A 22927-nucleotide genomic window follows, 5' to 3' on the forward strand; every position below is an offset into this window, starting at 1 on the left:
TGAGTATTTTTTGGGCGTTTTAACAGGCTTTCCATTGTATCTTTTTAAAACGTCTTTACGAAGTTTACGTATTTGCAAACTGTGGAAATCTCTTATGTAAGAAGTAAGACATTTATTTAAAAACGTTTTAAAAAGGATGCCATTTCAATCCTTAACGCAACTTGTCAATAAGGGTATTTGCTATTTAAATCAATTGTTATACAAAAAAACGTTTGTGCCAACTTTGCTCTGCAGGAACTTCCCAATTGTTCTCAAAATCTTCTTTGGTTGTTACCAAATTATTAAAAACAATAGTTTCTGACGTTATTTTCTGCTCTTTTGCAAACTTTTGAAAATCGGCTAAAGTTACCAGATTAACATGCTCATTATCTTTAAAAGTAATGTTCATTTTATTCATTAAATCGATTCCTAACTCCTTTTCAATTTCTTGTACAAAACGAACAGAACTATCTATAGAACAACCAGAAACATTGTTAAAACTCTCATCTACTGCCAACACTAAAAATTGATTGTATTTTATAGTAAACGAGCCTTTTAAATCATCTCCATGCCTTGTCCAAGAATTGATAAACATTTCTGCTCTCGTAGAAATAAAATCTATTTCTTTATGTGTAAATTCTCTATTAGATTGATAAATCCAAACTCGGGAATTATCAGGTAATTTGTTATAATCTGTAAACATTGTTTTGTGAACTGTTTAAATTTGTAATTTTTTAATTGCGATGTTCTGCAACTGTTTCATTCGTTAATTTGTAAGTGTTAAAGAAATTGAAGGAGCATACTTTTTGTAAGATTTCACTTTACTGAATGCACATTTTTGCCAATTTCCTTTTACATAAAAATACAAATCATTTTCTTTCTTTTTTGGATATTTTGTAAATCCTACAACAGGTGAATACAAAACCTCACTATTTTCATCATTCTAATTTTACCATATTCATTAAAAGAAGTAAACACCTTTTCAAAGTCGATAAAAATCGTTTTAGCATTCCTTATTTCTTCATTTTTATCAAAAATTTAAATCTAAAAATGATAATATGTATTTACCTCAAATTAAATTTCTGTTGCAAAGCAGTTAGTTTATCAGCATCAGACATGGTGTCTTTTGGTGCAGACATTCTTTCTTTAATTCCTTTTAAAACCTTTTTTGTGTATAATGGAAAGTCTGCATTTTGAATCCAATTGTTATAACCAGGATTCTCTACAAACACTTCTTCAACTGTTCTTCCTTTGTATTTTCCGAAAGAAAAAATTTCTTGTTTATCATCATTCATCAAAATAAAACCAGCAAAATCGGCTCTTTCTCCATGTGTAGAATATTCGCTTAAAGCCTCTACAGTATTTCCAATATCTCCATATTTTTCAACTTGTGCCAACAAAATCTCATAGGTTGCGTTTGTATCAGCTTCTGCTCCATGAGCGCCTTCTAATTCTTTTCCGCAATAAAATTGATACCCAGCTCCTAATGTTCTTTGCTCCTTTTTATGGAAAATTACTTGCACATCAATTGCTTTTCTTCCATTCATATCAAAATCGATTCCAACTCGCATTAATTCTTCTGCCAATAAAGGAATATCGAATCTATTAGAATTAAAACCTGCTAAATCACAACCTGTAATCATTTTATTAATCTTGGCTGCTAATTCCTTAAAAGTTGGTTCTCCAGCTACTTTTTCATTCGTAATTCCATGAACTGCTGTAGATTCTGCAGGAATTTCTACTTCAGGATTTACCAACCATGTTTTACTCTCTTTATTCCCATTTGGAAACACTTTTAAAATAGATATTTCTACAATTCTATCTTTGGCTATATTTACACCTGTTGTTTCTAAATCGAAAAATACAATCGGCTGTTTTAATTTTAAATTCAAAATTTATTCTTTAAGGTTCTTGCTCAATTTTGAATTTTAAACTCAAAATTTTGAACAGTATTTAGTTTATTCGTTGTTTAATTGTGCTTTAAATTCTTCTACTTGCGCTTGAATATCTTCAGGTAAACTAGGTTCTTTAAAGTTATATTTTTCTAATTCTTCTAATAATATTTCTGCTAAAAGTAAACGAGCACTGGGTTTATCGTCTGCAGGAATTACAAACCAAGGTGCATTTTCTTGGGAGGTTCTATTCAGCAAATCTTCGTAACAAAATTGATATTTGTCCCAAAGTTTACGTTCTTTTAAATCGCCTTTAGAAAATTTCCAGTTTTTCTCTTGAATATTTAAACGTCTTAACAATCTGTTTTTTTGTTCATCCTTAGATAAATTTAAAAAGAATTTTAAAACGATGGTTCCGTTTTTAGCCAAATGATTTTCGAAATCATTAATTCGTTCCATTCTATCATGAAAAAAAGCATCATCTATATCGTCTAAAGATTTTACATCTGGAATGTTTTCGCCAAAAATATATTCAGGATGCACTCTTGTAACCAACACGTTTTCGTAATGTGTTCTATTAAAAACACCTATTTTTCCTTTTGGAGGCAAAGCAACATAATGTCTCCACATAAAATCGTGTTTCAGCTCCAACTCTGTTGGCACTTTAAAACTATGCACTTGCACACCTCTTGCATTTACGTCTTTAAAAACTTCACGAATTAAGCTATCTTTACCAGAAGTATCCATTCCTTGCAAACAAATTAACACACCATATTTGCCTTCTGCATACATAGTATCTTGCAAATCGCTTATTTTTCTTCGGATTTTTTTCAGTTTCTTTTTGGCATCATCTACAACTTCTTTAGTTGATAATTCTGCTAATTTTATTTGTGAAGAAACTCTATAGTCGTCTAAATTCATCATCCATCTTATTAAAGTTTAAAGATAGAAAATTTAGTGGATTTAACATTGGTTTTGGCTAGGCAATTATCATTTAAAATAATAATTTTTTCATAAAAAAAAGTTTAAATATTAACATTTAAAAGATGATAAAAACAGTTATTATTTAGTTCTAGTGATGAAATTAGTAAAATCAATAAAATTAAGGTTAATGAGTTTAAAAAAACTATTGCTTATTTTAGCACTTTAATTATGAAGTAGATGCCTAAAAAAGGAAAAGCAAAAAACACCGTCAACAAAGCAAAACATACTAGATTGATGAATCAAAAAATCAATAAAGTAAAGTTAGAAAAACAGCAAACGAAAGAGCGTTTAAAGGCCATTATTCTAAAAGCTAACGAAAAGAAAGACGAGGAATCATGAGTTTAAAATATTATGTTGGCGTTATTATTTCTACACCTTTGTTGCCAATTCTATTTTTACAGGGCAAAAAAATACGTAAAAATGTTCCCAGACTTCCTGAGGCTAGAAATCCAAAAGGGTATATAAAAACTGATTCAGAAAAAACATTAAAAATTTTAACGATTGGCGAGAGTACTATTGCTGGAATTGGCGTAGATTTTCATGAAAACGGATTTACAGGAGCACTTGCCAAAGAAATAGCAGTAAAAACAAACCATTCTATTTTATGGCGAGTGTATGCTAAAAGTGGCTATACAGCCAAAATGGTTAGAAAAAGACTAATTCCAAAAATTGAAGATTCTACTGCAGATATTATTGTTATTGGTTTGGGAGGAAATGATGCTTTTAAGTTAAATTCTCCAGATGTTTGGATGTTTCAAATTAACCTTTTAATTAAAACATTGAAAAGAAAATTCCCAAAAACACCTATTTACTTTACAAATATGCCTCCAATTAAAGAGTTTCCTGCATTTACACGCATCATAAAATGTGTGATTGGAAATTTGGTTGAAATTTTAGGAAACAAATTGTACAGAAAAACAAAAAACAAAGAAAATGTACATTATAATAAAGAAATTATAAATTTTGAAACTTGGAAAAAACGCTACAATTTAGAAGGTAATATTACTGATTTTTTCAGTGATGGTGTGCATCCATCAAAATTAACATATCAAATTTGGGGAAAAGATATGGCTACTTTTATTATGAATACAAAAAGTTTTATAGAATGAATTCAGAAGAAATCATACATCATTTTAATTTATCCGAACATCCTGAAGGTGGCTATTTTAAAGAAACTTATAGAAGCAAAGGAGAAATTTTATCTAAAGATTTAGGAGAAGATTTTAAAGGAAATAGAAACTATTGCACCAGTATTTATTTTCTATTGACTTCAGATAAATTCTCTGCTTTTCATAAAATTAGTCAAGATGAAATTTGGCATTTTTATACAGGCACAACTTTAAAATTACATTTGATTTCGCCTGAAGGAAACTATTCTTTTATACTTATTGGAAATGATTTTGCAAATGGCGAAATTCCACAATTTACGGTTCCTGCTCATTATTATTTTGGAGCAGAAGTTATCAAAAAAAATTCTTTTTCTTTTGTAGGTTGTACAGTTTCTCCTGGTTTTGATTTTAGAGATTTTGTCTTACCAAGTTATAATGAATTATCAAAAGAATTTCCAAAACATACACAAATTATTAAGGAATTAACGCATCATTAAGATGACGGTTTTTAAACTTTATGTCTAAAAAATAATCATTCTGGGTGCAGGAATTTCTGGAATTTATTTATTAAAAAACATGACTGCTGATGATTTTCGTGAACAATCAAACTTAATTTTCCTCTACATTATTTAATTTCCAAATAACAGGAAACTAGTAATTAACTTATTAAAATAAAAAGTTATAAATTATAATTTAAACGTACACCAGAAAAATAATTTATAGGATTTCCAGGATAATAATAACGAGGAGCTACACCTCCAAAACCAGTTGCATTAATTAATATTTGTGAAGCATATTTTTCATCAAAAATATTATTCAATCCAAAAAAGAGATTAAAATTTAAATCTGAGTTGATGTTTTTTGAATAACCTACTTTAAAATTTGTAATGTTATAAGCATCAGAATACAAACTATTACTATCTGTAATAGGCATTTTATCTACAAATTGATAATTTATATTTCCATAAAAACCTACCTTAGATGTAACATCGAAACCTACATTTAAAATTTGTTTTGGCACGCCTGTTAATTCATTTCCAGAAAAATTATTTTCACCATCAATAAATTCTTCAAATTTAAAATTATTAAGAGTATAGGATAAAAAAGGATGTATAGAAACCGTTTTATTTTTGAAAATGCTATAATCTAAACTCATTTCCAAACCATCATGTTTTGTGGCTCCAGCATTAATTCCAATAAATTCATCTTGGGCAGTTCTTTTAGAAACCACCAAGTTTTTTATATGCAATCGATATAAAGAAATTGCATAATTTAATTTATTTTCAAGAAAAGAACCTCTACTTCCCATCTCAAAATTCCAACCAGTTTCTGGTTTTAAATCTGTGTTTATCTGTCCATCAGGCAATAATGTTTCTGCTAATGAAATTGGCGAAAAACCATGACTGATACTTGAAAAAACACTTATATTATCAGCAACTACATGAGACAAACCAACTTTTGGAGAAAGAATTGCGTTGAAATTAAAATCACCTGATTGATCTGGATCATTTTGCGAAACCATAAAATTATCTTCTAAAGTATAAGAAGTCTGATTGAGATTTAACCCAACAGAAAAAGTAGTTTTTGAGGAAATTTCATAATCTGTTTCCAGAAATAGATTGTAATAAGTTCGATTCTCTTTAAAATTCGATAATTCTTTTCCTGAAACGCTTCCATTTCCTTCAGGAAAATTTTGGTACAAATTTTCGAAAGTTTTTACTTTATAGGTATCTTTAAATACTTCACCTCCAAAAGTAAAATTCATATTTTTATTGAATACTTTTTTGGTTCCTACAACTCTACTTCTAGCACCAACAGCAAAACTATTTTCTTGCAAAACGTTAAAAGGTCTTGGTTCTAAAGCATCTCTAAAAGAGGTAAAAACGCTTGTAACTTGCTCTAAATTATCATTTATTTTATAGGTCCAAGTAACTCCCAAAATACCACGATTTGCATCTTCAAATCCTTTAGATTGTTGCCAAGTAAATGCAGCTTTTGCTGGATTGTTTCTAAAATCATCTTCGTTTATAGAACTAGGAATAAACGCCTTCAAATCTACATAACTTGCTAAAACTGTAAGTTCATTTTTTTGGTTGATGTAATGATTGGAATTAATTGTAAAAGTCTGCCTGTTATATTCATTATTATTTCTAAATCCATCACTTTTAGTATCACTAAAAAGCGCTCTAACACTGTTGTTTTTAAAACCAAGATTCAAATTAACAATTCCTTTTACCAAGCCAAAATCACCTATAGAAAACTCAGTTGCAATATTAGAATCTTGAAAATAGGAACTTTGTGGTTTTAGCAAAATTGTACCTCCTAAACCTGCTCCATAACTGCTAGACGTTGCTCCTTTTTCTATTTCGAAGGAAGCAATACTTGCTAATTCAAAATCTTCAATCGTGGTTTCTCCACTTCCATTTGTTAAGGGAATATCTTTAAAATAAGCTCTAATTTTTGAGGTTCCAAAAAGATTTCTTGAACCAATTCCTCTAATGGTTATTCTATTTGTATTTAAAGAACCACTTTGCATAAAAATACCTGGCACTCTATTTAATATTGGAGCAAAATCTGTTGTATTTGAACGCTCAATATCTTTTGTATTTACAACTTGAATAGTAGTTGTAGCTTTTTTTAATTTTCTTGGTAAGTGATTGCTATTGATGATAATTTCATTCAAAACGAAAGCACTATTTTCTAATTGAACAATTCTAAAAGAAGCATCAGAAATATTAATTTCTTTATCAACAAAACCTAATTTTTGAAATGTATATACACCAAAAACATCAACTTTAAAAAAACCTTTTCCATTAGAAAAAATAGTATCCTTTGTTTTTAAATTGATAATTTGAACATTCTCTAATTCAAAACCATTTTCAAGATTTACAATTTTACCAGTAAAATTGTTCTGAGCAAAACCAAAAAAGGAAAAACATAAAAAGAAGATAAATACATTTATATTTTTTGTCATTTTTAAAAACATTTTTTGAAAGATAAACAGCAAATCTATAACATATAAAGTTTAAGTAAAAAAAGCAGCTTTAAATATTTTTACAAACAAAAAAAATCTCGATTATCTCGAGATTTTAAATACTATTTTTTAAATTTTATTGATCAATAGAACCCAAAACACGTTTCATAAATGTATTTAAGGCTTCCTTTTTTGGTGTGCCTTCTTTAACCATTTTATCAACTTCTACAGCTCCATACATATTAGAAATTAACTCGCCAATAACATCTAATTCTTCATCTTTTAAAGACGGAACTTCTGTTAAAGCTTCTAATGTTTCAATGGTTTCTAAAATATAATCTTGATCGTTTTCTTCGATAAAATTAGTAAGATGTTTTATAACTGGTAACTTCATAATTGCTTTATGTAAAAAATATTAAAAGAAATTTATAGCTTAAATTTATTCAATTTCTGCAATTAAATCTTTTAGAACATCAAACTTATTCGTTTGTGTTTGATTTTTCTTTTCTCCACCAACAAAAGTTGCAAAAGTTGGCAAGTTGCTAACATCTGCTAACTTTCTACTTTCTGGAAACTTTTCTGCATCAACAATTACAAATTTTATTTCGTCTAATTCTGTTGCCAATTTTTTAAATTTTGGCTTCATAATTCTACAGTTTCCACACCAAGTTGCAGAATATTGTACTACAACTTTTTCATTACCTTCAACAATTATCTTTAAATTATCTTCTGTTAATTCTTGTACCATAATAATTTTATTTTTTTAAATTATGAATTACGAATATTAAATTCGTAATTCATAATTTGTGTTTAATTTTTAATGAACAGCTAAATATTCTTTAGTACCCTTTGCGTTTGCTTGCATTGCTTCTTTACCTTCTTCCCAATTTGCAGGACAGACTTCTCCATTTTTTTGAACATGAGAATAGGCATCAATTAAACGTAAAAATTCATTTACATTTCTACCAACTGGCATATGATTAACACCCTCATGAAAAACCGTTCCTTCTTCGTCAATTAAATAAGTAGCTCTATAGGTTACGTTATCTCCTTCAACTTGAATAGTTTGAGAAGTTTCATCAAAAGTTTCGTTTGTAATATCTAAAATACCTAAAATTGATGATAAGTTTCTATTTGAATCTGCTAAAATTGGGTATGTTACACCTTCAATTCCTCCATTATCTTTAGACGTACTTAACCAAGCAAAATGTACTTCAGGAGTATCACAAGAAGCTCCAATAACTAATGTGTTTCTTTTTTCGAACTCACCTAAAGCTGCTTGAAAAGCGTGTAATTCTGTTGGGCAAACAAATGTAAAATCTTTTGGATACCAGAATAACAAAACTTTCTTTTTGCTCTTTACTGCTTCTTCCAATACATTTAATTTAAATGTATCACCCATTTCATTCATTGCATCTACGTTTAAATTTGGGAATTTTTTTCCAACTAATGTTGCCATTTTATTTTTAATTTTAATGTTAAATATTCTATTTTTAAGTTGGCAAATATACATTTACCATAGAGTCTGTAACGCCTTCCTAAATTATATTTTTTATATTATAATAAGATTTATTTATACCTTATTTAATAACAACTAAAATTGCATTTTATTCAAAAAAACAAACTTTCATTGAATAAAAAAACCATAGCTTAAATCTATTTCAATATAAAAAATATAGATAAAAATTATCGAAAATAAAATTGTAGTTTTGAACTGTACTAATTTTAAAACTAAATTAAATGGAAAGTAATTCTCATTCAAGTGCTCCTCAAGGTAAAAATTTTGACATTAATGAAAGTTCTGCAAAATGTCCTTTTTTGAGTGGTACTGTTAAACAAACATCTGGTGGTGGAGTAAAAAATCGAGATTGGTGGCCAAACGAATTAAAGCTAAATATTTTAAGACAAAATGCCACAAAATCTAATCCGATGGGAGAAGACTTTGATTACGCAGAAGCATTTAAATCTTTAGATTATAATGCATTAAAAAAAGAACTTACAGAGTTTATGACAGATTCTCAAGATTGGTGGCCAGCAGATTATGGGCATTATGGAGGATTAATGATACGTATGGCTTGGCATAGTGCTGGTACTTATAGAGTTGGTGATGGACGAGGTGGAGCTGGTGCTGGTAACCAAAGATTTGCGCCTATTAACAGTTGGCCAGATAATGGTAATTTAGATAAAGCTAGATTGTTATTGTGGCCAATCAAACAAAAATATGGAAACAAAATTTCGTGGGCAGATTTAATGATTCTTGCAGGAAACTGTGCTCTAGAATCTATGGGATTCCCAACTTTTGGTTTTGCTGGAGGACGTGCTGATGTATGGGAACCAGAACAAGATATTTATTGGGGAAGTGAAACAGAATGGGGAGCAAATGAAGAAAGATATGAAGATGGAGATTTAGAAGATCCTTTAGCTGCAGTTATGATGGGGTGGATTTATGTAAATCCAGAAGGCCCTAATGGTAATCCAGACCCAATGGGCTCTGCTCATGATGTTAGAGAAACTTTTGGCAGAATGGCTATGAATGATGAAGAAACTGTAGCTTTAATTGCTGGGGGTCATACTTTTGGTAAAGCTCATGGTGCAGCAGATCCTGCAAAATATGTTGGTGTAGAACCACATGGTGCTTCTATTGAGGAAATGAGTACTGGTTGGAAAAATGCTTATGGTACTGGAGTTTTAGATGATACTATTACAAGTGGAATTGAAGGTGCTTGGACTCCAAACCCAATACGTTGGGACGCAGATTATTTTGATGTTTTATTAAATTATGATTGGGAATTAACGAAAAGTCCTGCAGGTGCTTTCCAATGGAAACCAACAGAAGCATCTAATGCTAAAAGAGCTCCAAAAGCTGGTGATGCTAATGGTAGACAGGATTTAATGATGACAACTGCAGATATTGCTTTAAAAACAGATCCTGCATATTTAGAGATTTCTAAACGTTTTCATGCAGATCATAAAGCTTTCGAAGATGCATTCTCTCGTGCTTGGTATAAATTAACGCATCGTGATTTAGGACCAACTTCTCGTTATTTAGGTCCAGAAGTACCTCAAGAGGAATTATTATGGCAAGATCCAATTCCTGCTGTAGATTATACATTAAGTGATGCTGATATTGCTACATTAAAAGATATGATTTCTCGTTCTGGTTTAACTATTTCTCAACTAGTAACTACTGCTTGGGCATCTGCATCTACATTTAGAGGTTCAGATAATAGAGGTGGTGCAAATGGATCACGTATTAGATTAGAACCTCAAAGAAGCTGGGAAGTAAACAATCCTGCTGAATTAAATAAAGTATTAAAAGTTTTAGAAGATATTCAAAGTGATTTTAGCGGAGATGTTTCTATAGCCGATTTAATAGTGCTTGCTGGTAATGTTGGTGTAGAAAAAGCATTAAGTAATGCTGGTTATAATCAAACTCTTGAATTTACGCAAGGAAGAGGTGATGCTACACAAGAGCAAACTGATATTGAACAATTTAATTATTTAGAGCCTTTAGCAGACGGCTTTAGAAATTATATTAAATCTGATTTAAAAATTGCTGCAGAAGATTTACTAGTAGACAAAGCAAACTTATTAACGCTATCTGTTCCTGAATTAACAGTTTTAGTTGGTGGTTTAAGAGTATTAGGCGCTAATTATGATGGCTCTAAACATGGTGTGTTTACAGATAATGTGGGTACTTTAACAAACGATTTCTTTAGAAACATTTTAGATTTTACTTATACTTGGAAAGCAACTTCTGATGATGATAGGTATTTTGAAGGTAGTAATCGTAATACAGGTGAAGCTAAATTTACAGGAACTCGTGCCGATTTAATTTTTGGTTCTAATACAGAACTAAGAGCTATTGCAGAAGTTTATGGGGCAAATGATGGGCAAGATCGTTTTGTAAAAGATTTTGTTGCTGCTTGGACTAAAGTGATGAATTTAGATCGTTTTGATTTAAAATAATTAATACAATAAATTTAAAGGATAAACTTTTTTTGAAAGTTTATCCTTTTTTTAAAAAATACAATAAAATGAATGTTATTAGCTCTTTTTTTGATGCCATACAATCTGTAAACATCAACTTAATAGAAACCCTTTTAAAGAAGTTTCCGAACTTAGCAAACGCTAAAGATAAAAGAGGGTTTACTCCGTTAGTTTTTGCTACTTATTTTGATAAAAAAGAAATTGCAGAAACGTTAATTAAAAATAAGGCCAATGTAAACCATAAAGATGCTAAAGGAAACACAGCATTACTAGGTGTTGCTTTTAAAGGAAATATAGATATAGCATTACTTTTACTAAATAATGGCGCCAATATTAATGCACAAAATAATCTTGGTTATACTGCTTTAATTTTTGCAACTTTATACAATCAAACTAAAATGGTTGAGTTTTTATTAAATCAAAATGCTGATATAACATTAAAAGACGAAGAAAACAAAACAGCTTTAGATCATGCTATTTCTAAAGATTTTAAAGAAATAATTACTTTATTAAACAGCAAAAAACTACTTACTAGCAAATAGCTTAATATCGTTTGCAGAAACCTCTTTTTCTCCTAAAATCATTAAACGTTCTATAACGTTTCTTAGCTCTCTAATATTTCCAGTCCAATCGTATTCTTTTAATAAATTTATAGCATCATTAGAAAACAATTTCTTAGGAATTCCTTGTTCATCAGAAATTTTAGAAGTAAAATAATCTACCAACAAAGGAATATCTTCTCGACGTTCATTTAAAGCAGGAACTTTTATTAAAATAACAGCCAATCTGTGATACAAATCTTCTCGAAAACGCCCTTCTGAAATCTCTTTTTTTAAATCTTTATTAGTTGCTGCAACTACTCTTACATTTACTTTAATATCTTTATCAGAACCAACTCTAGATATTCTACTCTCTTGCAAAGCACGTAAAACTTTTGCTTGTGCAGAAAGACTCATATCACCAATTTCATCTAAAAAAATAGTACCACCATTTGCAGCTTCAAATTTCCCTGCTCTGTCTTTATTTGCACCTGTAAAAGAACCTTTTACATGGCCAAAAAGTTCGCTTTCTATTAATTCTGACGGAATTGCAGCACAATTTACTTCAATCATAGAGGCTTTAGACCTGTCTGATTTTTCATGTAACCAATGAGCGACCAACTCTTTACCTGTTCCATTAGAGCCTGTAATTAAAACTCTTGCGTCTGTAGCTGCAACTTTTTCTATAATTTCTTTAATATGATTGATTTCTTGACTCTTACCAATCATTTCGTAGTTTTTGCTAACTTTTTTCTTTAATCTTTTATTTTCAACAATCAGTACTTTTTTATCCAAAGCATTTCTTACCGTATTTAAAAGTCGGTTTAAATCTGGTGGTTTAGAAATATAATCGAAAGCACCTAAACGCATTGTGTTTACAGCTGTATCTAAATCTCCATGCCCAGAAATCATAACAATCGGAATTTCTGGTTTTATTTTTTTAGCCTTTTCTAACACCTCAACACCATCCATTTTTGGCATTTTTATATCGCATAAAACTAAATCATAATCATTATCTTTAATCATTTCTATACCCAACAAACCATCTTCTGCTTCTTCTACATTATAAGATTCATTTTCTTCAGAAATAATTTTCTTTAAAACTCTCCTAATTGCTGCTTCGTCTTCTATTATTAATATTTTTGACATTATAATCTGAATTTAATTCCTGTTCTTAAATAAAATGCATTTACATCATCTAAAGTAAATACATTTTCTCTATCTGCATTTCTTAATACGTTATTTAATCTTAAAGTATAGCCAGCATATGAATACAAAACAAGGTATTTAGATAATGAATATTCATACCCTAAACCTCCAACAATTAATGACAAAGAAATATTATCTACCTGCTTTCCTTGAATTGAAGTTGGTCTTTGCATGTGTGCATAATAACCATCTAAACCAACAAAAGCTTGTAAATTTTTCTTTTCATCAAACCTGTATTTTACATTCATTTTTGGAACACCAACTGTGTAAGACCAATTTTCGTTTATTTCACTAAAATAGCTAATTAATGGCAAAGGAAATGGAATTCCTGCTGTTGTATTGTATGTTAAACCTAAAATAAGTCTATATGGTTTTCTAACTGTTGTTATTTTTGTTTTATCTTTTATAAAGAAAATTCCACCATTCAAAAACAAATCTTCACTGGTAATTTTACCATTTAAAGTTGATGCTAATCTTGGAGAAATAGTATAAGCCACTCGCCAAATATCATTTAATTTATGAGTGTAGGCTAAATTTAGATCGATAACAGTTACTTTTTCTAAAGAACTTGTATCAAAGGGATATGAATCATTTAAATTTAAAAAGATATGATTATACTCTGCACCAATTACAAAATAAGTATCCTCTTTTATTTTAATAGGATAATTTACTAAAGCTCTAATTCTTGTATACTGATCTTCTGATTTATTTTTTGGGATAAATGAATATTCCAATCTTGCCAAATCTGTTAACTGTGCATTAGACAAAAAACTAATCAATAAAAATTGAAACAAAAAAAACTTCTTCATGTTTTAAAATTTAATTATTCCTTAGTAGTATTTTCTATCTTTTCGAATTGTATTCCTGGTTTTGCATTCGTAAAAACGTGCACATCTCTTTGTGGAAAAGGAATGGTAACGTTATTTTCTCTAAAAGCTTTATCGATTGCAAAACGTAAATCGCTTTTTACAAATCGAGCTTCAAAACTATCATTTAAAGAAAAAGCTAATCTAAAATTTAAAGAACTATCAGCAAAATCTGTAAATAAAACTCCAGGTTCTGGAATTTTCAATATTTTATCATTCTTTTGAGCAATATCAATTAAAAGTTCTCTGACCAATTCCACATCACTTCCATAAGCAACACCAACATCTACATACTCTCGAGTTTCTGTTCCGTTTTCGGTCCAATTAAATAAAATATTGGTTAAATATAAATGATTAGGAATCACCAAAACCCTATTATCAATAGTAACTGCTCTTGTTGTTCGTAAACGGATATCTAAAACTCTTCCTATTTTTCCTTCCAATTCAATAATATCTCCTGCATGTACAGATTGGTCAACTAAGATAAATATGCCTGAAAGTATATCTTGAAAAAGCGTTTGCAAAGCCAAACCAACACCAATTAATAGTGCTGCAGATGCTGCAAAAACGGCTGTAACATTTACGCCAGAAGCATTCATAGCAACCAAAAAGATAATGAGAAACACAAACCATCTTATATAACCGAAAACTGTTACAAATTTCTGCTTATCATTTAAAGACATTTTTCTAGTAGTAAACCTTCTTACTAACTTTAATATAAAAGAAGTAATAATTAGAGCTACAACAACAAATATTAAGCCTTTAACTGTAATACTTATATCATCTGATAATACGAATTTATGATCTAATATAGATGTTGTTTCATCTACAATAGTGTCTTTAACTTTCTCTAAAGTATCTTGCATTTTAACCTTTATATTTTAACCATTTATACAAATCTTTATATGTTGGCTTTTTCCCATACATTAAAATACCAACTCTATATATTTTAGCTGCTAACCAAACCATAAATAAGAATGTAATTACTAATAAAAGCATAGAAATTGCCAATTCTACCCAAGTAACTCCAAAAGGAACTCTCATTAACATTACAATTGGACTTGTTAAAGGAATGTAAGAAAATGCTACAGCAATGGGTCCATGAGGATCGTTAATTACAGTTGCAAAACCAACATAAACTGCTAAAATTAAAGGCAACATAATAGGCAACATAAATTGTTGCGTATCTGTTTCATTATCTACAGCTGCACCAATAGCTGCAAAAAGCGAGCTATATAACATAAAACCACCTAAAAAATAAAAGATAAATAGGACAAACATTTTTAAAATCGGCAAACCTAAAATTTCTTGCACTATCAATTGCATTTTATTTGGGTCTGCAGCTTGTTTTGCTGCTTCTAATTGTTCAGCAGATAAATTAGCGGTTTGCATCTCTGTCATATCAATTCCAAAAAAAGCTGTTAATGCTGTTGATATAACAAATAAAAGTATTCCCCAAATTAAGAATTGTAACAACCCTGCAGAACCATTTCCAATAATTTTACCCAACATTAATTGAAAGGGTTTTACTGATGACACTATAATTTCTATAATTCTACTTGTTTTTTCTTCAATAACACTTCTCATTACAGAGGTTCCGTAAATCATTACAAACATCATTAATAAATAACCTGCAATTGCACCTACCATTATTTTAATCCAATTTTTCATCTTTGATGATTCCTCACCAGAAAAATTGTACATTTTTATTTCAGATTGAATTTTAGAAGCATTTATCTTCTCTAAGTCAATACCAAAGTAATTCAGCTTTTCGTTTCCTAATTTTCGCTCAATTTTACTTTCTAAAGAATTGATAATAGACATTGATGGAGATTCTTTTGAGTAAAACTCAATAGAATTTGCCAAAATTTCTAAGCTATCTTTTTTCGGAATTATTAAAGCTCCATAATAATCACCATTTTCTACTTTCTTTTTTGTTTCCTCAATTCCTAAATTTGTAAAATCTTCATAATATACTGTTTTTGTATCTTTAAAATCGTCTTTGGTAAACAACGTAGAATTATCAACATAAACAATTTTCTTTACTTTTTCGTCGTTCTTTTTCATCAGAAAAAAAACTAAAAACCCTACACCAACCATTAATAACGGACTTAAAAAAGTCATTATTAAAAACGATTTATTACGAACTTTTGCAATAAATTCTCTTTGTATAATTAGTTTTAACTTGCTCATTTTCTTAACTGTTTTTATTTATTGCTTGAATAAAAATATCGTTTGCACTTGGTATTAACTCCACAAAATGTTGCACTTCTCCCCTAGTTGTTAAAAAGGATAATAATTCGTTTGCAGTATTTGTGCTTTTTAATTTTACATTTAATGTTAATTCTTCGCCTAACAATTTAAAGTCTGCTGGTAAAACATCAAAGTTTTGTCTTAAAGCAACTTCCACTTCTTTTGGGTTTGCTGTATGTAAACCTACTTGAAACGTATTTGTTCTAAATTCTCTTTTGATGTCGTTTAACTTTCCGTCTAAAATTTTGTTAGATTTATCGATTAACGCTATTTCATCACACATTTCCTCTACAGATTCCATTCTATGTGTTGAAAAAATAATGGTAGCTCCTTCATCTCTTAACTGTAAAATTTCTTTCGCAATTAATTGAGCATTTATAGGATCGAAACCAGAAAATGGTTCATCAAAAATTAATAATTTAGGATTGTGCATTACAGTTACAATAAACTGCACTTTTTGCGCCATTCCTTTTGATAGTTCTTCTATTTTCTTATTCCACCAAGCCATAATATCGAATTTTTCGAACCAATATGTTAGGCGTTTTTTAGCTTCAGATTTACTCAAACCTTTCAATTGTGCCAAATACAAAGCTTGCTCACCAACTTTCATCGATTTATATAAACCTCGTTCTTCTGGTAAATAACCAATATCTGCAGTGTGTTTTGGAGATAAAACTTCACCATCCAAGTAAACAGATCCAGAATCTGCCATTGTTATTTGGTTGATAATTCTAATTAACGAAGTTTTTCCTGCTCCATTTGGTCCTAACAAACCATAAACACTTCCTTTAGGAATATGGATAGAAACATCATTCAATGCTCTGAAATCTCCATAATTTTTTACTATATTATTGATTTCTAACAAATTACTCATTTTTTCAAGTTGATTTTTATGAAATTAGAACTATTACAAACTTACATATTTTAATTAGTAACCAAAACACACAAATTGTTACATTTAAAATAATTGTTAAATTTTACTATGCACGCATAACTTTTTTATAATTTACTATGCATGCATAGTAAATTTTTATATCTTTGACACAATGGATAAGAATATTTCAATCGATCATCAATTAAGAGCAACTTGGCAAGCTGTTGCAAAGATGTATAATGAGCAAGCAACAAACCACAATAGCACAATGTCTATGGCATTTGTATTGTTAACTATTGATAAAGAAAAAGGAACACCAAGCACATCATTAGGACCTTTAATGGGCATGGAACCTACAAGTCTTTCAAGAATTTTAAAATCGATGGAAGAAAAAGGTGCCATTTCTAGAGAAAAAAATCCTGATGATGGCAGAAGTGTTATTATAAAATTGACGGATTATGGTTTAGAAATGCGAAAATTTTCTAAAAACCATGTATATCAATTTAACAATGTTGTTAGAGAATATGTTTCTGAAGATGAATTGAATTCATTTTTTAAAGTGATGACAACTATCAATAAATTAATTGCAGAAAAGAAAATTTTTGAAACTGCCAATCAAGATAAATAAAAAGTAAAACTAATCATAATAGTGAAGTAAAACTTAATCATGAAATTGGAATAAGTTTTTAAAATCATTAATCAAATAATTAAAAAAATGACAAGAAGAATTAAAAAAGTAGCAATTATAGGTTCTGGTATTATGGGATCTGGTATTGCATGTCACTTTGCTAATATTGGTGTGGAAGTTCTTTTGTTGGATATTATTCCAAGAGAATTATCAGACAAAGAAAAAGCAAAGGGACTTACATTAGAAGACAAAGTGGTTCGTAATCGTTTAGTAAATGATGCTTTAACAGCTTCTTTAAAATCGAAACCTTCTCCTATATATAGTACAAAATTTGCAGAAAGAATTACCACTGGTAATATTGATGATGATTTACATTTAATTAAAAATGTAGATTGGGTGATGGAAGTTGTTGTAGAACGCTTGGACATTAAAAAATCAGTTTTTGAAAAAATTGAAAAATTTAGAACTCCAGGAACGTTAATTACTTCAAATACTTCTGGTATTCCAATAAAGTTTATGAATGAAGGAAGAAGTGAAGATTTTCAGCAACATTTTGCAGTAACTCACTTTTTTAATCCACCAAGATATTTAAAACTTTTTGAAGTAGTTCCAGGACCAAACTGTAAACAAGAAGTTACAGATTTCTTAATGATGTATGGTGATAAATTTTTAGGTAAAACTTCAGTTTTAGCTAAAGATACTCCTGCTTTTATTGGAAACAGAATTGGTATTTTCGGTATTATGAGTTTATTCCACGTTGTTAAAGAAATGGGATTAACTGTAGAGGAAGTAGACAAGTTAACTGGACCTGTAATTGGTCGTCCAAAATCTGCAACTTTTAGAACTATTGATGTTGTTGGTTTAGACACTTTAGTACACACTGCAAATGGTGTAAAAGACAATTGCCCAGAAGATGAAATGAGAGAGCAATTTGTAATTCCTGATTTTGTAAATCATATGATGGAACACAAAATGTTAGGAAGTAAAACTGGCAAAGGTTTTTACAAAATGACAAAAGACGCTAATGGTAAAAGAAACATTTTAACATTAGATTTAAATACACTAGAATACAGAGAGAAAAAATCAGCAAAATTTGCAACGTTAGAATTAACAAAAACAATTGATAATGTTGCTGATAGATTCAAAGTTTTAGTTGCAGGAAAGGACAAAGCTGGTGAGTTTTATAGAAAATCGTTTGCAGCAATGTTTGCTTACGTTCAAAATAGAATTCCAGAAATCTCTGACGAATTATACAGAATTGATGATGGCTTAAGAGCTGGTTTTGGTTGGGAACATGGACCATTCCAAATTTGGGATGCAATTGGTGTTGCCAAAGGTGTTGAGATTATGAAAGCTGAAGGACATGCAATTGCTCCTTGGGTTTCTGAAATGTTGCTAAATAATAATGACTCTTTTTATACAGTAAAAGAAGGAGCTACTCATTATTATGACATCGTTACAAAAACACAAACTAAAAAACCAGGCCAAGATTCATTTATCATTTTAGATAACATTAGAAAATCAAATCAAGTTTGGAAAAACTCTGGTGCAGTAATTGAAGATTTAGGTGATGGAATTTTAAATTTAGAATTTCAATCTAAAATGAACACCATTGGTGGTGATGTTTTAGCTGCAGTTAACAAAGCAATTGATTTAGCTGAAAAAGATTTCCAAGGATTAGTTGTTGGCAATCAAGCAGCAAATTTTTCTGTAGGTGCTAATATTGGAATGATTTTTATGATGGCTGCAGAGCAGGAATATGATGAGTTAAATATGGCTATCAAATATTTTCAAGACACTATGATGCGCATGCGTTATTCTGCTATACCAACTATTTCTGCTCCTCATGGAATGGCTTTAGGTGGTGGATGTGAAATTTCTTTACATGCAGATAAAGTAGTTGCAGCAGCAGAAACTTATATGGGTCTTGTAGAATTTGGAGTTGGTGTAATTCCTGGTGGAGGTGGTTCTAAAGAAATGGCTTTACGTGCTTCTGATACTTTTAAAAAGGGCGATGTTCAATTAAATGTTTTACAAGAATATTTCTTAACGATTGGAATGGCAAAAGTAGCTACCTCTGCTTATGAAGCATTCGATTTAGGATTACTTCAAAAAGGAAAAGATGTTGTTGTGGTAAATAAAGACAGACAAATTGCAGAAGCTAAAAAGCACGCAGTTTTAATGGCAGAAGCAGGTTATACTCAACCAGCTTTAAGAAGTGATGTTTTAGTTTTAGGAAAACAAGCTTTAGGTGCTTTTATGGTGGCTACAGATTCTATGCAAGCAAGTCGTTTTATTTCCGAACATGATCAAAAAATTGCAAACAAATTAGCCTATGTAATGGCTGGTGGAGATTTGTCTGAACCAACAAAAGTTTCTGAGCAATATCTTTTAGATTTAGAAAGAGAAGCTTTTTTAAGTTTATGTACAGAAAGAAAAACTTTAGAGCGTATTCAACATATGTTAAAAACAGGAAAACCATTACGTAACTAAAATTACTTGGCTATTTACCTTTAGCTATTTGCTATTGGTAAATAAATATTAACAAATGCTAAAAGCCAAAAGCGATTAGCTAAAAGCTAAAAACAAAATGAAAACAGCATATATAGTACAAGGATATAGAACAGCAGTAACAAAATCAAAAAAAGGTGCTTTTAGGTTTAAAAGAGCTGATGAATTGGCTGCAGAAACTATTCAGCATTTAATGAAGAATTTACCTGAATTCGATAAAAAAAGAATCGATGATGTTATTGTAGGAAATGCAATGCCAGAAGGTTCTCAAGGTTTAAACATGGCACGTTTAATCTCATTAATGGGATTAGAAATCGATGAAGTTCCTGGAGTAACCGTAAATCGTTTCTGTTCTTCAGGTTTAGAAACCATTGGAATGGCAGTTGCAAAAATTCAATCTGGAATGGCAGAATGTATTATTGCTGGTGGAGCAGAAAGCATGAGTTCTGTACCAATGACAGGTTTTAAACCAGAATTAAATTATGATACAGTTGCTGCTGGTCATGCAGATTATTACTGGGGAATGGGAAATACAGCAGAAGCTGTAGCAGATCAATTTAATGTTTCTAGAAAAGATCAAGATGAATTTGCATTAAATTCTCATTTAAAAGCATTAAAAGCGCAAGAAGAAAATCGTTTTCAAGATCAAATAGTTCCTATTGAAGTTGAAGAGACTTATGTAAATGAAGAAGGTAAAAAAGCAACAAGAAAGTATACAGTAACTAAAGATGAAGGACCTAGAAAAGGTTCAAACATTGAAGGTTTAGAACGCTTACGACCTGTTTTTGCAACAAACGGATCTGTAACTGCAGGTAATTCATCTCAAACTAGTGATGGTGCTGCTTTTGTGATGGTGATGAGCGAAGATATGGTGAAGGAATTAAATATTAAACCAATTGCAAGAATGGTAAGTTATGCTGCTGCTGGTGTTCCTCCAAGAATTATGGGAATAGGTCCAGTTGTTGCGATTCCAAAAGCATTAAAACAAGCAGGTTTAAAACAAGAAGATATCAGTTTAATTGAATTAAATGAAGCTTTTGCTTCTCAATCTTTAGCTGTAATTCGTGAATTAGGTTTAAATGCAGATATCATCAATGTAAATGGTGGTGCAATTGCATTAGGACATCCTTTAGGTTGTACAGGAGCAAAATTATCTGTTCAGCTTTTTGATGAAATGCGCAAACGTAACATGCAAGGAAAATACGGAATGGTAACAATGTGTGTAGGAACAGGTCAAGGTGCTGCAGGTATTTTTGAATTCCTTAATTAAAATTAAAGACAATAAATTATTATAAAGTTATGAGTACTGAAACTACAAATAAAGAAATTTTAAGAGGAGGACAATTCCTAGTGAAAGAAACAAAGTGCGAAGACATATTTACTCCTGAAGATTTTTCTGAAGAGCAAGTAATGATGAAAGAAGCTGTAAAGGAATTTACAGAACGTGAAATTATAGCACACAGAGATCGTTTTGAAGCAAAAGATTATGCTTTAACAGAAGAAGTAATGAAAAAAGCTGGTGAACTTGGTTTTTTAGGTGTTGCTGTTCCTGAAGAGTATGGAGGAATGGGAATGGGTTTTGTATCAACCATGATTACTTGCGAATATATTTCTAGTGGAAATGGTTCTTTAAGTACTGCTTTTGGTGCACATACAGGAATTGGTACAATGCCAATCACTTTATATGGAACTGAAGAACAAAAACAAAAATATGTACCAAAATTAGCTACAGGCGAATGGATGGGTGCGTATTGTTTAACGGAACCAGGAGCAGGATCTGATGCAAATTCAGGAAAAACAACTGCTGAGCTTTCTGCTGATGGAAAATCGTACAAAATTAACGGACAAAAAATGTGGATCTCAAATGCAGGTTTCTGTAATGTGATGATTGTTTTTGCTCGTATTGAAAATGATAAAAATATTACTAGTTTTATTGTTGAATATGATGCTGAAAATCCAAATGGAATTACATTAGGAGAAGAAGAGCATAAATTAGGAATTCGTGCTTCGTCTACAAGACAAGTATTTTATAACGATACCATTGTTCCTGCAGAAAATATGTTATCAACCAGAGGTGGTGGATTTAAAATTGCAGTAAACGCTTTAAATGTTGGGCGAATTAAATTAGCAGCTGCTTGTTTAGATTCTCAAAGAAGAGTTTTAACAACAGCATTACAATATGCAACAGAACGTAAACAATTTAAAACGCCAATTGCAGATTTTGGTGCTATCAAAGCAAAATTAGCAGAAATGGCTACGAATACTTATGCAGGTGAATCTGCAAGTTATAGAGCCGCAAAAAATATTGAAGACAGAATTGAAATGAGATTGGCTGCTGGAAATTCTCATCAAGATGCAGAATTAAAAGGAGTAGAAGAATATGCCATTGAATGTTCTATTTTAAAAGTTACTGTTTCTGAAGATGTACAAGCTTGTGCAGACGAAGGGATTCAAATTTTTGGAGGAATGGGCTTTTCTGAAGAAACACCAATGGAAGCTGCTTGGAGAGATGCTAGAATTGCACGTATTTACGAAGGAACTAACGAGATTAACAGAATGTTAGCGGTTGGAATGTTAGTGAAGAAAGCAATGAAAGGTCATGTAGATTTATTAGGACCAGCAACAGAAGTTGGTAATGAGTTAATGGGAATTCCTTCTTTTGATACACCAGATTATTCAGAATTATTTGCTGAAGAAAAAGAAATGATTGCTAAAATTAAGAAAGTCTTTTTAATGGTTGCAGGAGCTGCAATCCAAAAATTTGGACCAGATTTAGAGGAGCATCAACAATTATTAATGGCAGCTGCAAATATTTTAAATGAAATTTATATGGCAGAATCTACTTTATTACGTGCAGAGAAAAATGCAAAACGTTTTGGAGAAGATGCTCAAGAAGGGCAAATTGCTATGGCTAAGCTTTATTTATACAATGCTGTAGAAATTGTTGCTAAAAACGGTAAAGAAGGCATTATTTCTTTTGCAGAAGGAGATGAACAAAGAATGTTACTAATGGGATTAAAGCGTTTTACTAAATATGCAAACTACCCTAATGTAATAGCTTTAAGAGACTTAATAGCTGAAAAAATGAAAGCAGAAAATAAATATTGTTTCTAAATAGT

22 protein-coding genes are annotated in these 22927 nt (G+C 30.4%); 9 read left to right on the top strand and 13 right to left on the bottom strand.

The window, feature by feature from the left end; genetic code table 11:
• Nucleotides 1-196 precede the first annotated feature (196 nt).
• The 4 genes from LPB03_RS05430 to LPB03_RS05440 all read right to left on the bottom strand — a co-directional run bounded on the left by LPB03_RS05430 (nt 197) and on the right by LPB03_RS05440 (nt 2795).
• Nucleotides 197-682, bottom strand: coding sequence for an ABC transporter ATPase (locus LPB03_RS05430; RefSeq protein ID WP_065318905.1), 486 nt, complete (start codon nt 680-682; stop codon nt 197-199).
• Nucleotides 683-745: 63 nt separating this feature from the next.
• On the bottom strand, nt 746-901 hold the full coding sequence (locus LPB03_RS16600) for a hypothetical protein (RefSeq protein ID WP_157579353.1): 156 nt from the start codon (nt 899-901) through the stop codon (nt 746-748).
• 142 nt (nt 902-1043) lie between these two features.
• Nucleotides 1044-1871 (bottom strand): 3'-5' exonuclease, encoded by an 828-nt coding sequence (locus tag LPB03_RS05435; RefSeq protein WP_065318904.1) that lies wholly within the window; start codon nt 1869-1871, stop codon nt 1044-1046.
• Between the two features lie 66 nt (nt 1872-1937).
• The gene (locus LPB03_RS05440; protein ID WP_065318903.1) at nt 1938-2795 is read right to left on the bottom strand and encodes a PPK2 family polyphosphate kinase; all 858 of its coding nucleotides are present in this window, start codon (nt 2793-2795) and stop codon (nt 1938-1940) included.
• A gap of 237 nt (nt 2796-3032) precedes the next feature.
• Here LPB03_RS05440 and LPB03_RS16735 point away from each other — a divergent pair, with 237 nt between their 5' ends.
• Genes LPB03_RS16735 through LPB03_RS05450 form a run of 3 tightly spaced genes read left to right on the top strand, consistent with a single transcriptional unit; the run spans nt 3033 to nt 4461 of the window.
• Nucleotides 3033-3194, top strand: a complete 162-nt coding sequence (locus tag LPB03_RS16735) for a hypothetical protein (protein WP_170324200.1) — start codon at nt 3033-3035, stop codon at nt 3192-3194.
• A complete protein-coding gene (locus tag LPB03_RS05445; protein ID WP_065318902.1) occupies nt 3191-3964 on the top strand; it encodes an SGNH/GDSL hydrolase family protein in 774 nt (257 codons plus the stop codon). The genes LPB03_RS16735 and LPB03_RS05445 overlap by 4 nt, the downstream gene beginning before the upstream one ends.
• Nucleotides 3961-4461 (top strand): cupin domain-containing protein, encoded by a 501-nt coding sequence (locus LPB03_RS05450; RefSeq protein WP_065318901.1) that lies wholly within the window; start codon nt 3961-3963, stop codon nt 4459-4461. Before LPB03_RS05445 ends, LPB03_RS05450 begins: the two co-directional genes overlap by 4 nt.
• 182 nt (nt 4462-4643) lie before the next feature.
• On the opposite strand, the gene LPB03_RS05455 is transcribed toward LPB03_RS05450, so the two are convergent.
• The 4 genes from LPB03_RS05455 to LPB03_RS05470 form a co-directional block, all read right to left on the bottom strand.
• Entirely contained in the window at nt 4644-6938 is a 2295-nt protein-coding gene (locus tag LPB03_RS05455; RefSeq protein WP_065319369.1) for a TonB-dependent receptor family protein, read from the bottom strand.
• Nucleotides 6939-7074: 136 nt separating this feature from the next.
• On the bottom strand, nt 7075-7332 hold the full coding sequence (locus LPB03_RS05460) for a DUF6952 family protein (protein ID WP_065318900.1): 258 nt from the start codon (nt 7330-7332) through the stop codon (nt 7075-7077).
• Between the two features lie 45 nt (nt 7333-7377).
• Complete coding sequence (locus tag LPB03_RS05465; RefSeq protein ID WP_065318899.1) at nt 7378-7686, bottom strand: thioredoxin family protein; 309 nt, start codon at nt 7684-7686, stop codon at nt 7378-7380.
• A 69-nt stretch (nt 7687-7755) separates the two neighbouring features.
• Entirely contained in the window at nt 7756-8397 is a 642-nt protein-coding gene (locus LPB03_RS05470) for a peroxiredoxin (RefSeq protein WP_065318898.1), read from the bottom strand.
• 281 nt (nt 8398-8678) lie between these two features.
• Here LPB03_RS05470 and katG point away from each other — a divergent pair, with 281 nt between their 5' ends.
• The gene (gene katG / locus LPB03_RS05475) at nt 8679-10907 is read left to right on the top strand and encodes a catalase/peroxidase HPI (RefSeq protein ID WP_065318897.1); all 2229 of its coding nucleotides are present in this window, start codon (nt 8679-8681) and stop codon (nt 10905-10907) included.
• A 68-nt stretch (nt 10908-10975) separates the two neighbouring features.
• The gene (locus tag LPB03_RS05480) at nt 10976-11470 is read left to right on the top strand and encodes an ankyrin repeat domain-containing protein (RefSeq protein WP_065318896.1); all 495 of its coding nucleotides are present in this window, start codon (nt 10976-10978) and stop codon (nt 11468-11470) included.
• On the opposite strand, the gene LPB03_RS05485 is transcribed toward LPB03_RS05480, so the two are convergent.
• From LPB03_RS05485 to LPB03_RS05505, 5 genes are read right to left on the bottom strand one after another with little or no spacing between them, the layout of a single operon-like run.
• Entirely contained in the window at nt 11453-12616 is a 1164-nt protein-coding gene (locus tag LPB03_RS05485; protein WP_065318895.1) for a sigma-54-dependent transcriptional regulator, read from the bottom strand. The two genes, LPB03_RS05480 and LPB03_RS05485, sit on opposite strands and share 18 nt — an antisense overlap.
• A complete protein-coding gene (locus LPB03_RS05490) occupies nt 12616-13485 on the bottom strand; it encodes a DUF6268 family outer membrane beta-barrel protein (protein WP_065318894.1) in 870 nt (289 codons plus the stop codon). The genes LPB03_RS05485 and LPB03_RS05490 overlap by 1 nt, the downstream gene beginning before the upstream one ends.
• 14 nt (nt 13486-13499) lie before the next feature.
• Nucleotides 13500-14408 (bottom strand): mechanosensitive ion channel family protein, encoded by a 909-nt coding sequence (locus LPB03_RS05495; RefSeq protein WP_065318893.1) that lies wholly within the window; start codon nt 14406-14408, stop codon nt 13500-13502.
• A gap of 1 nt (nt 14409) precedes the next feature.
• On the bottom strand, nt 14410-15735 hold the full coding sequence (locus LPB03_RS05500; protein WP_065318892.1) for an ABC transporter permease: 1326 nt from the start codon (nt 15733-15735) through the stop codon (nt 14410-14412).
• 4 nt (nt 15736-15739) lie between these two features.
• A complete protein-coding gene (locus LPB03_RS05505) occupies nt 15740-16669 on the bottom strand; it encodes an ABC transporter ATP-binding protein (protein WP_065318891.1) in 930 nt (309 codons plus the stop codon).
• Between the two features lie 172 nt (nt 16670-16841).
• Here LPB03_RS05505 and LPB03_RS05510 point away from each other — a divergent pair, with 172 nt between their 5' ends.
• From LPB03_RS05510 to LPB03_RS05525, 4 genes are all read left to right on the top strand, one after another.
• Nucleotides 16842-17297 carry a MarR family winged helix-turn-helix transcriptional regulator gene (locus LPB03_RS05510; RefSeq protein ID WP_065318890.1) on the top strand — a complete coding sequence of 152 codons (456 nt, stop codon included), beginning with the start codon at nt 16842-16844 and terminating at the stop codon, nt 17295-17297.
• Between the two features lie 87 nt (nt 17298-17384).
• Nucleotides 17385-19790 carry a 3-hydroxyacyl-CoA dehydrogenase/enoyl-CoA hydratase family protein gene (locus LPB03_RS05515; protein ID WP_065318889.1) on the top strand — a complete coding sequence of 802 codons (2406 nt, stop codon included), beginning with the start codon at nt 17385-17387 and terminating at the stop codon, nt 19788-19790.
• Between the two features lie 97 nt (nt 19791-19887).
• A complete protein-coding gene (locus LPB03_RS05520) occupies nt 19888-21078 on the top strand; it encodes an acetyl-CoA C-acyltransferase (RefSeq protein ID WP_065318888.1) in 1191 nt (396 codons plus the stop codon).
• A 29-nt stretch (nt 21079-21107) separates the two neighbouring features.
• Nucleotides 21108-22922: an acyl-CoA dehydrogenase FadE gene (locus tag LPB03_RS05525; RefSeq protein ID WP_065318887.1), complete on the top strand. Its 1815-nt coding sequence runs from the start codon at nt 21108-21110 to the stop codon at nt 22920-22922.
• Nucleotides 22923-22927: the final 5 nt, after the last annotated feature.

The sequence above is a fragment of the Polaribacter vadi genome (genome assembly GCF_001761365.1).
In the GTDB taxonomy this organism is placed as follows: domain Bacteria; phylum Bacteroidota; class Bacteroidia; order Flavobacteriales; family Flavobacteriaceae; genus Polaribacter; species Polaribacter vadi.

Coding starts and splice junctions, on each gene's coding strand:
- LPB03_RS05430 (WP_065318905.1), bottom strand. CDS start 682: ATGTTTACAGATTATAACAAATTACCTGATAATTCCCGAGTTTGGATT.
- LPB03_RS05440 (WP_065318903.1), bottom strand. CDS start 2,795: ATGATGAATTTAGACGACTATAGAGTTTCTTCACAAATAAAATTAGCA.
- LPB03_RS16735 (WP_170324200.1), top strand. CDS start 3,033: ATGCCTAAAAAAGGAAAAGCAAAAAACACCGTCAACAAAGCAAAACAT.
- LPB03_RS05445 (WP_065318902.1), top strand. CDS start 3,191: ATGAGTTTAAAATATTATGTTGGCGTTATTATTTCTACACCTTTGTTG.
- LPB03_RS05450 (WP_065318901.1), top strand. CDS start 3,961: ATGAATTCAGAAGAAATCATACATCATTTTAATTTATCCGAACATCCT.
- LPB03_RS05455 (WP_065319369.1), bottom strand. CDS start 6,938: ATGACAAAAAATATAAATGTATTTATCTTCTTTTTATGTTTTTCCTTT.
- LPB03_RS05460 (WP_065318900.1), bottom strand. CDS start 7,332: ATGAAGTTACCAGTTATAAAACATCTTACTAATTTTATCGAAGAAAAC.
- LPB03_RS05465 (WP_065318899.1), bottom strand. CDS start 7,686: ATGGTACAAGAATTAACAGAAGATAATTTAAAGATAATTGTTGAAGGT.
- LPB03_RS05470 (WP_065318898.1), bottom strand. CDS start 8,397: ATGGCAACATTAGTTGGAAAAAAATTCCCAAATTTAAACGTAGATGCA.
- katG (WP_065318897.1), top strand. CDS start 8,679: ATGGAAAGTAATTCTCATTCAAGTGCTCCTCAAGGTAAAAATTTTGAC.
- LPB03_RS05480 (WP_065318896.1), top strand. CDS start 10,976: ATGAATGTTATTAGCTCTTTTTTTGATGCCATACAATCTGTAAACATC.
- LPB03_RS05485 (WP_065318895.1), bottom strand. CDS start 12,616: ATGTCAAAAATATTAATAATAGAAGACGAAGCAGCAATTAGGAGAGTT.
- LPB03_RS05490 (WP_065318894.1), bottom strand. CDS start 13,485: ATGAAGAAGTTTTTTTTGTTTCAATTTTTATTGATTAGTTTTTTGTCT.
- LPB03_RS05495 (WP_065318893.1), bottom strand. CDS start 14,408: ATGCAAGATACTTTAGAGAAAGTTAAAGACACTATTGTAGATGAAACA.
- LPB03_RS05500 (WP_065318892.1), bottom strand. CDS start 15,735: ATGAGCAAGTTAAAACTAATTATACAAAGAGAATTTATTGCAAAAGTT.
- LPB03_RS05505 (WP_065318891.1), bottom strand. CDS start 16,669: ATGAGTAATTTGTTAGAAATCAATAATATAGTAAAAAATTATGGAGAT.
- LPB03_RS05510 (WP_065318890.1), top strand. CDS start 16,842: ATGGATAAGAATATTTCAATCGATCATCAATTAAGAGCAACTTGGCAA.
- LPB03_RS05515 (WP_065318889.1), top strand. CDS start 17,385: ATGACAAGAAGAATTAAAAAAGTAGCAATTATAGGTTCTGGTATTATG.
- LPB03_RS05520 (WP_065318888.1), top strand. CDS start 19,888: ATGAAAACAGCATATATAGTACAAGGATATAGAACAGCAGTAACAAAA.
- LPB03_RS05525 (WP_065318887.1), top strand. CDS start 21,108: ATGAGTACTGAAACTACAAATAAAGAAATTTTAAGAGGAGGACAATTC.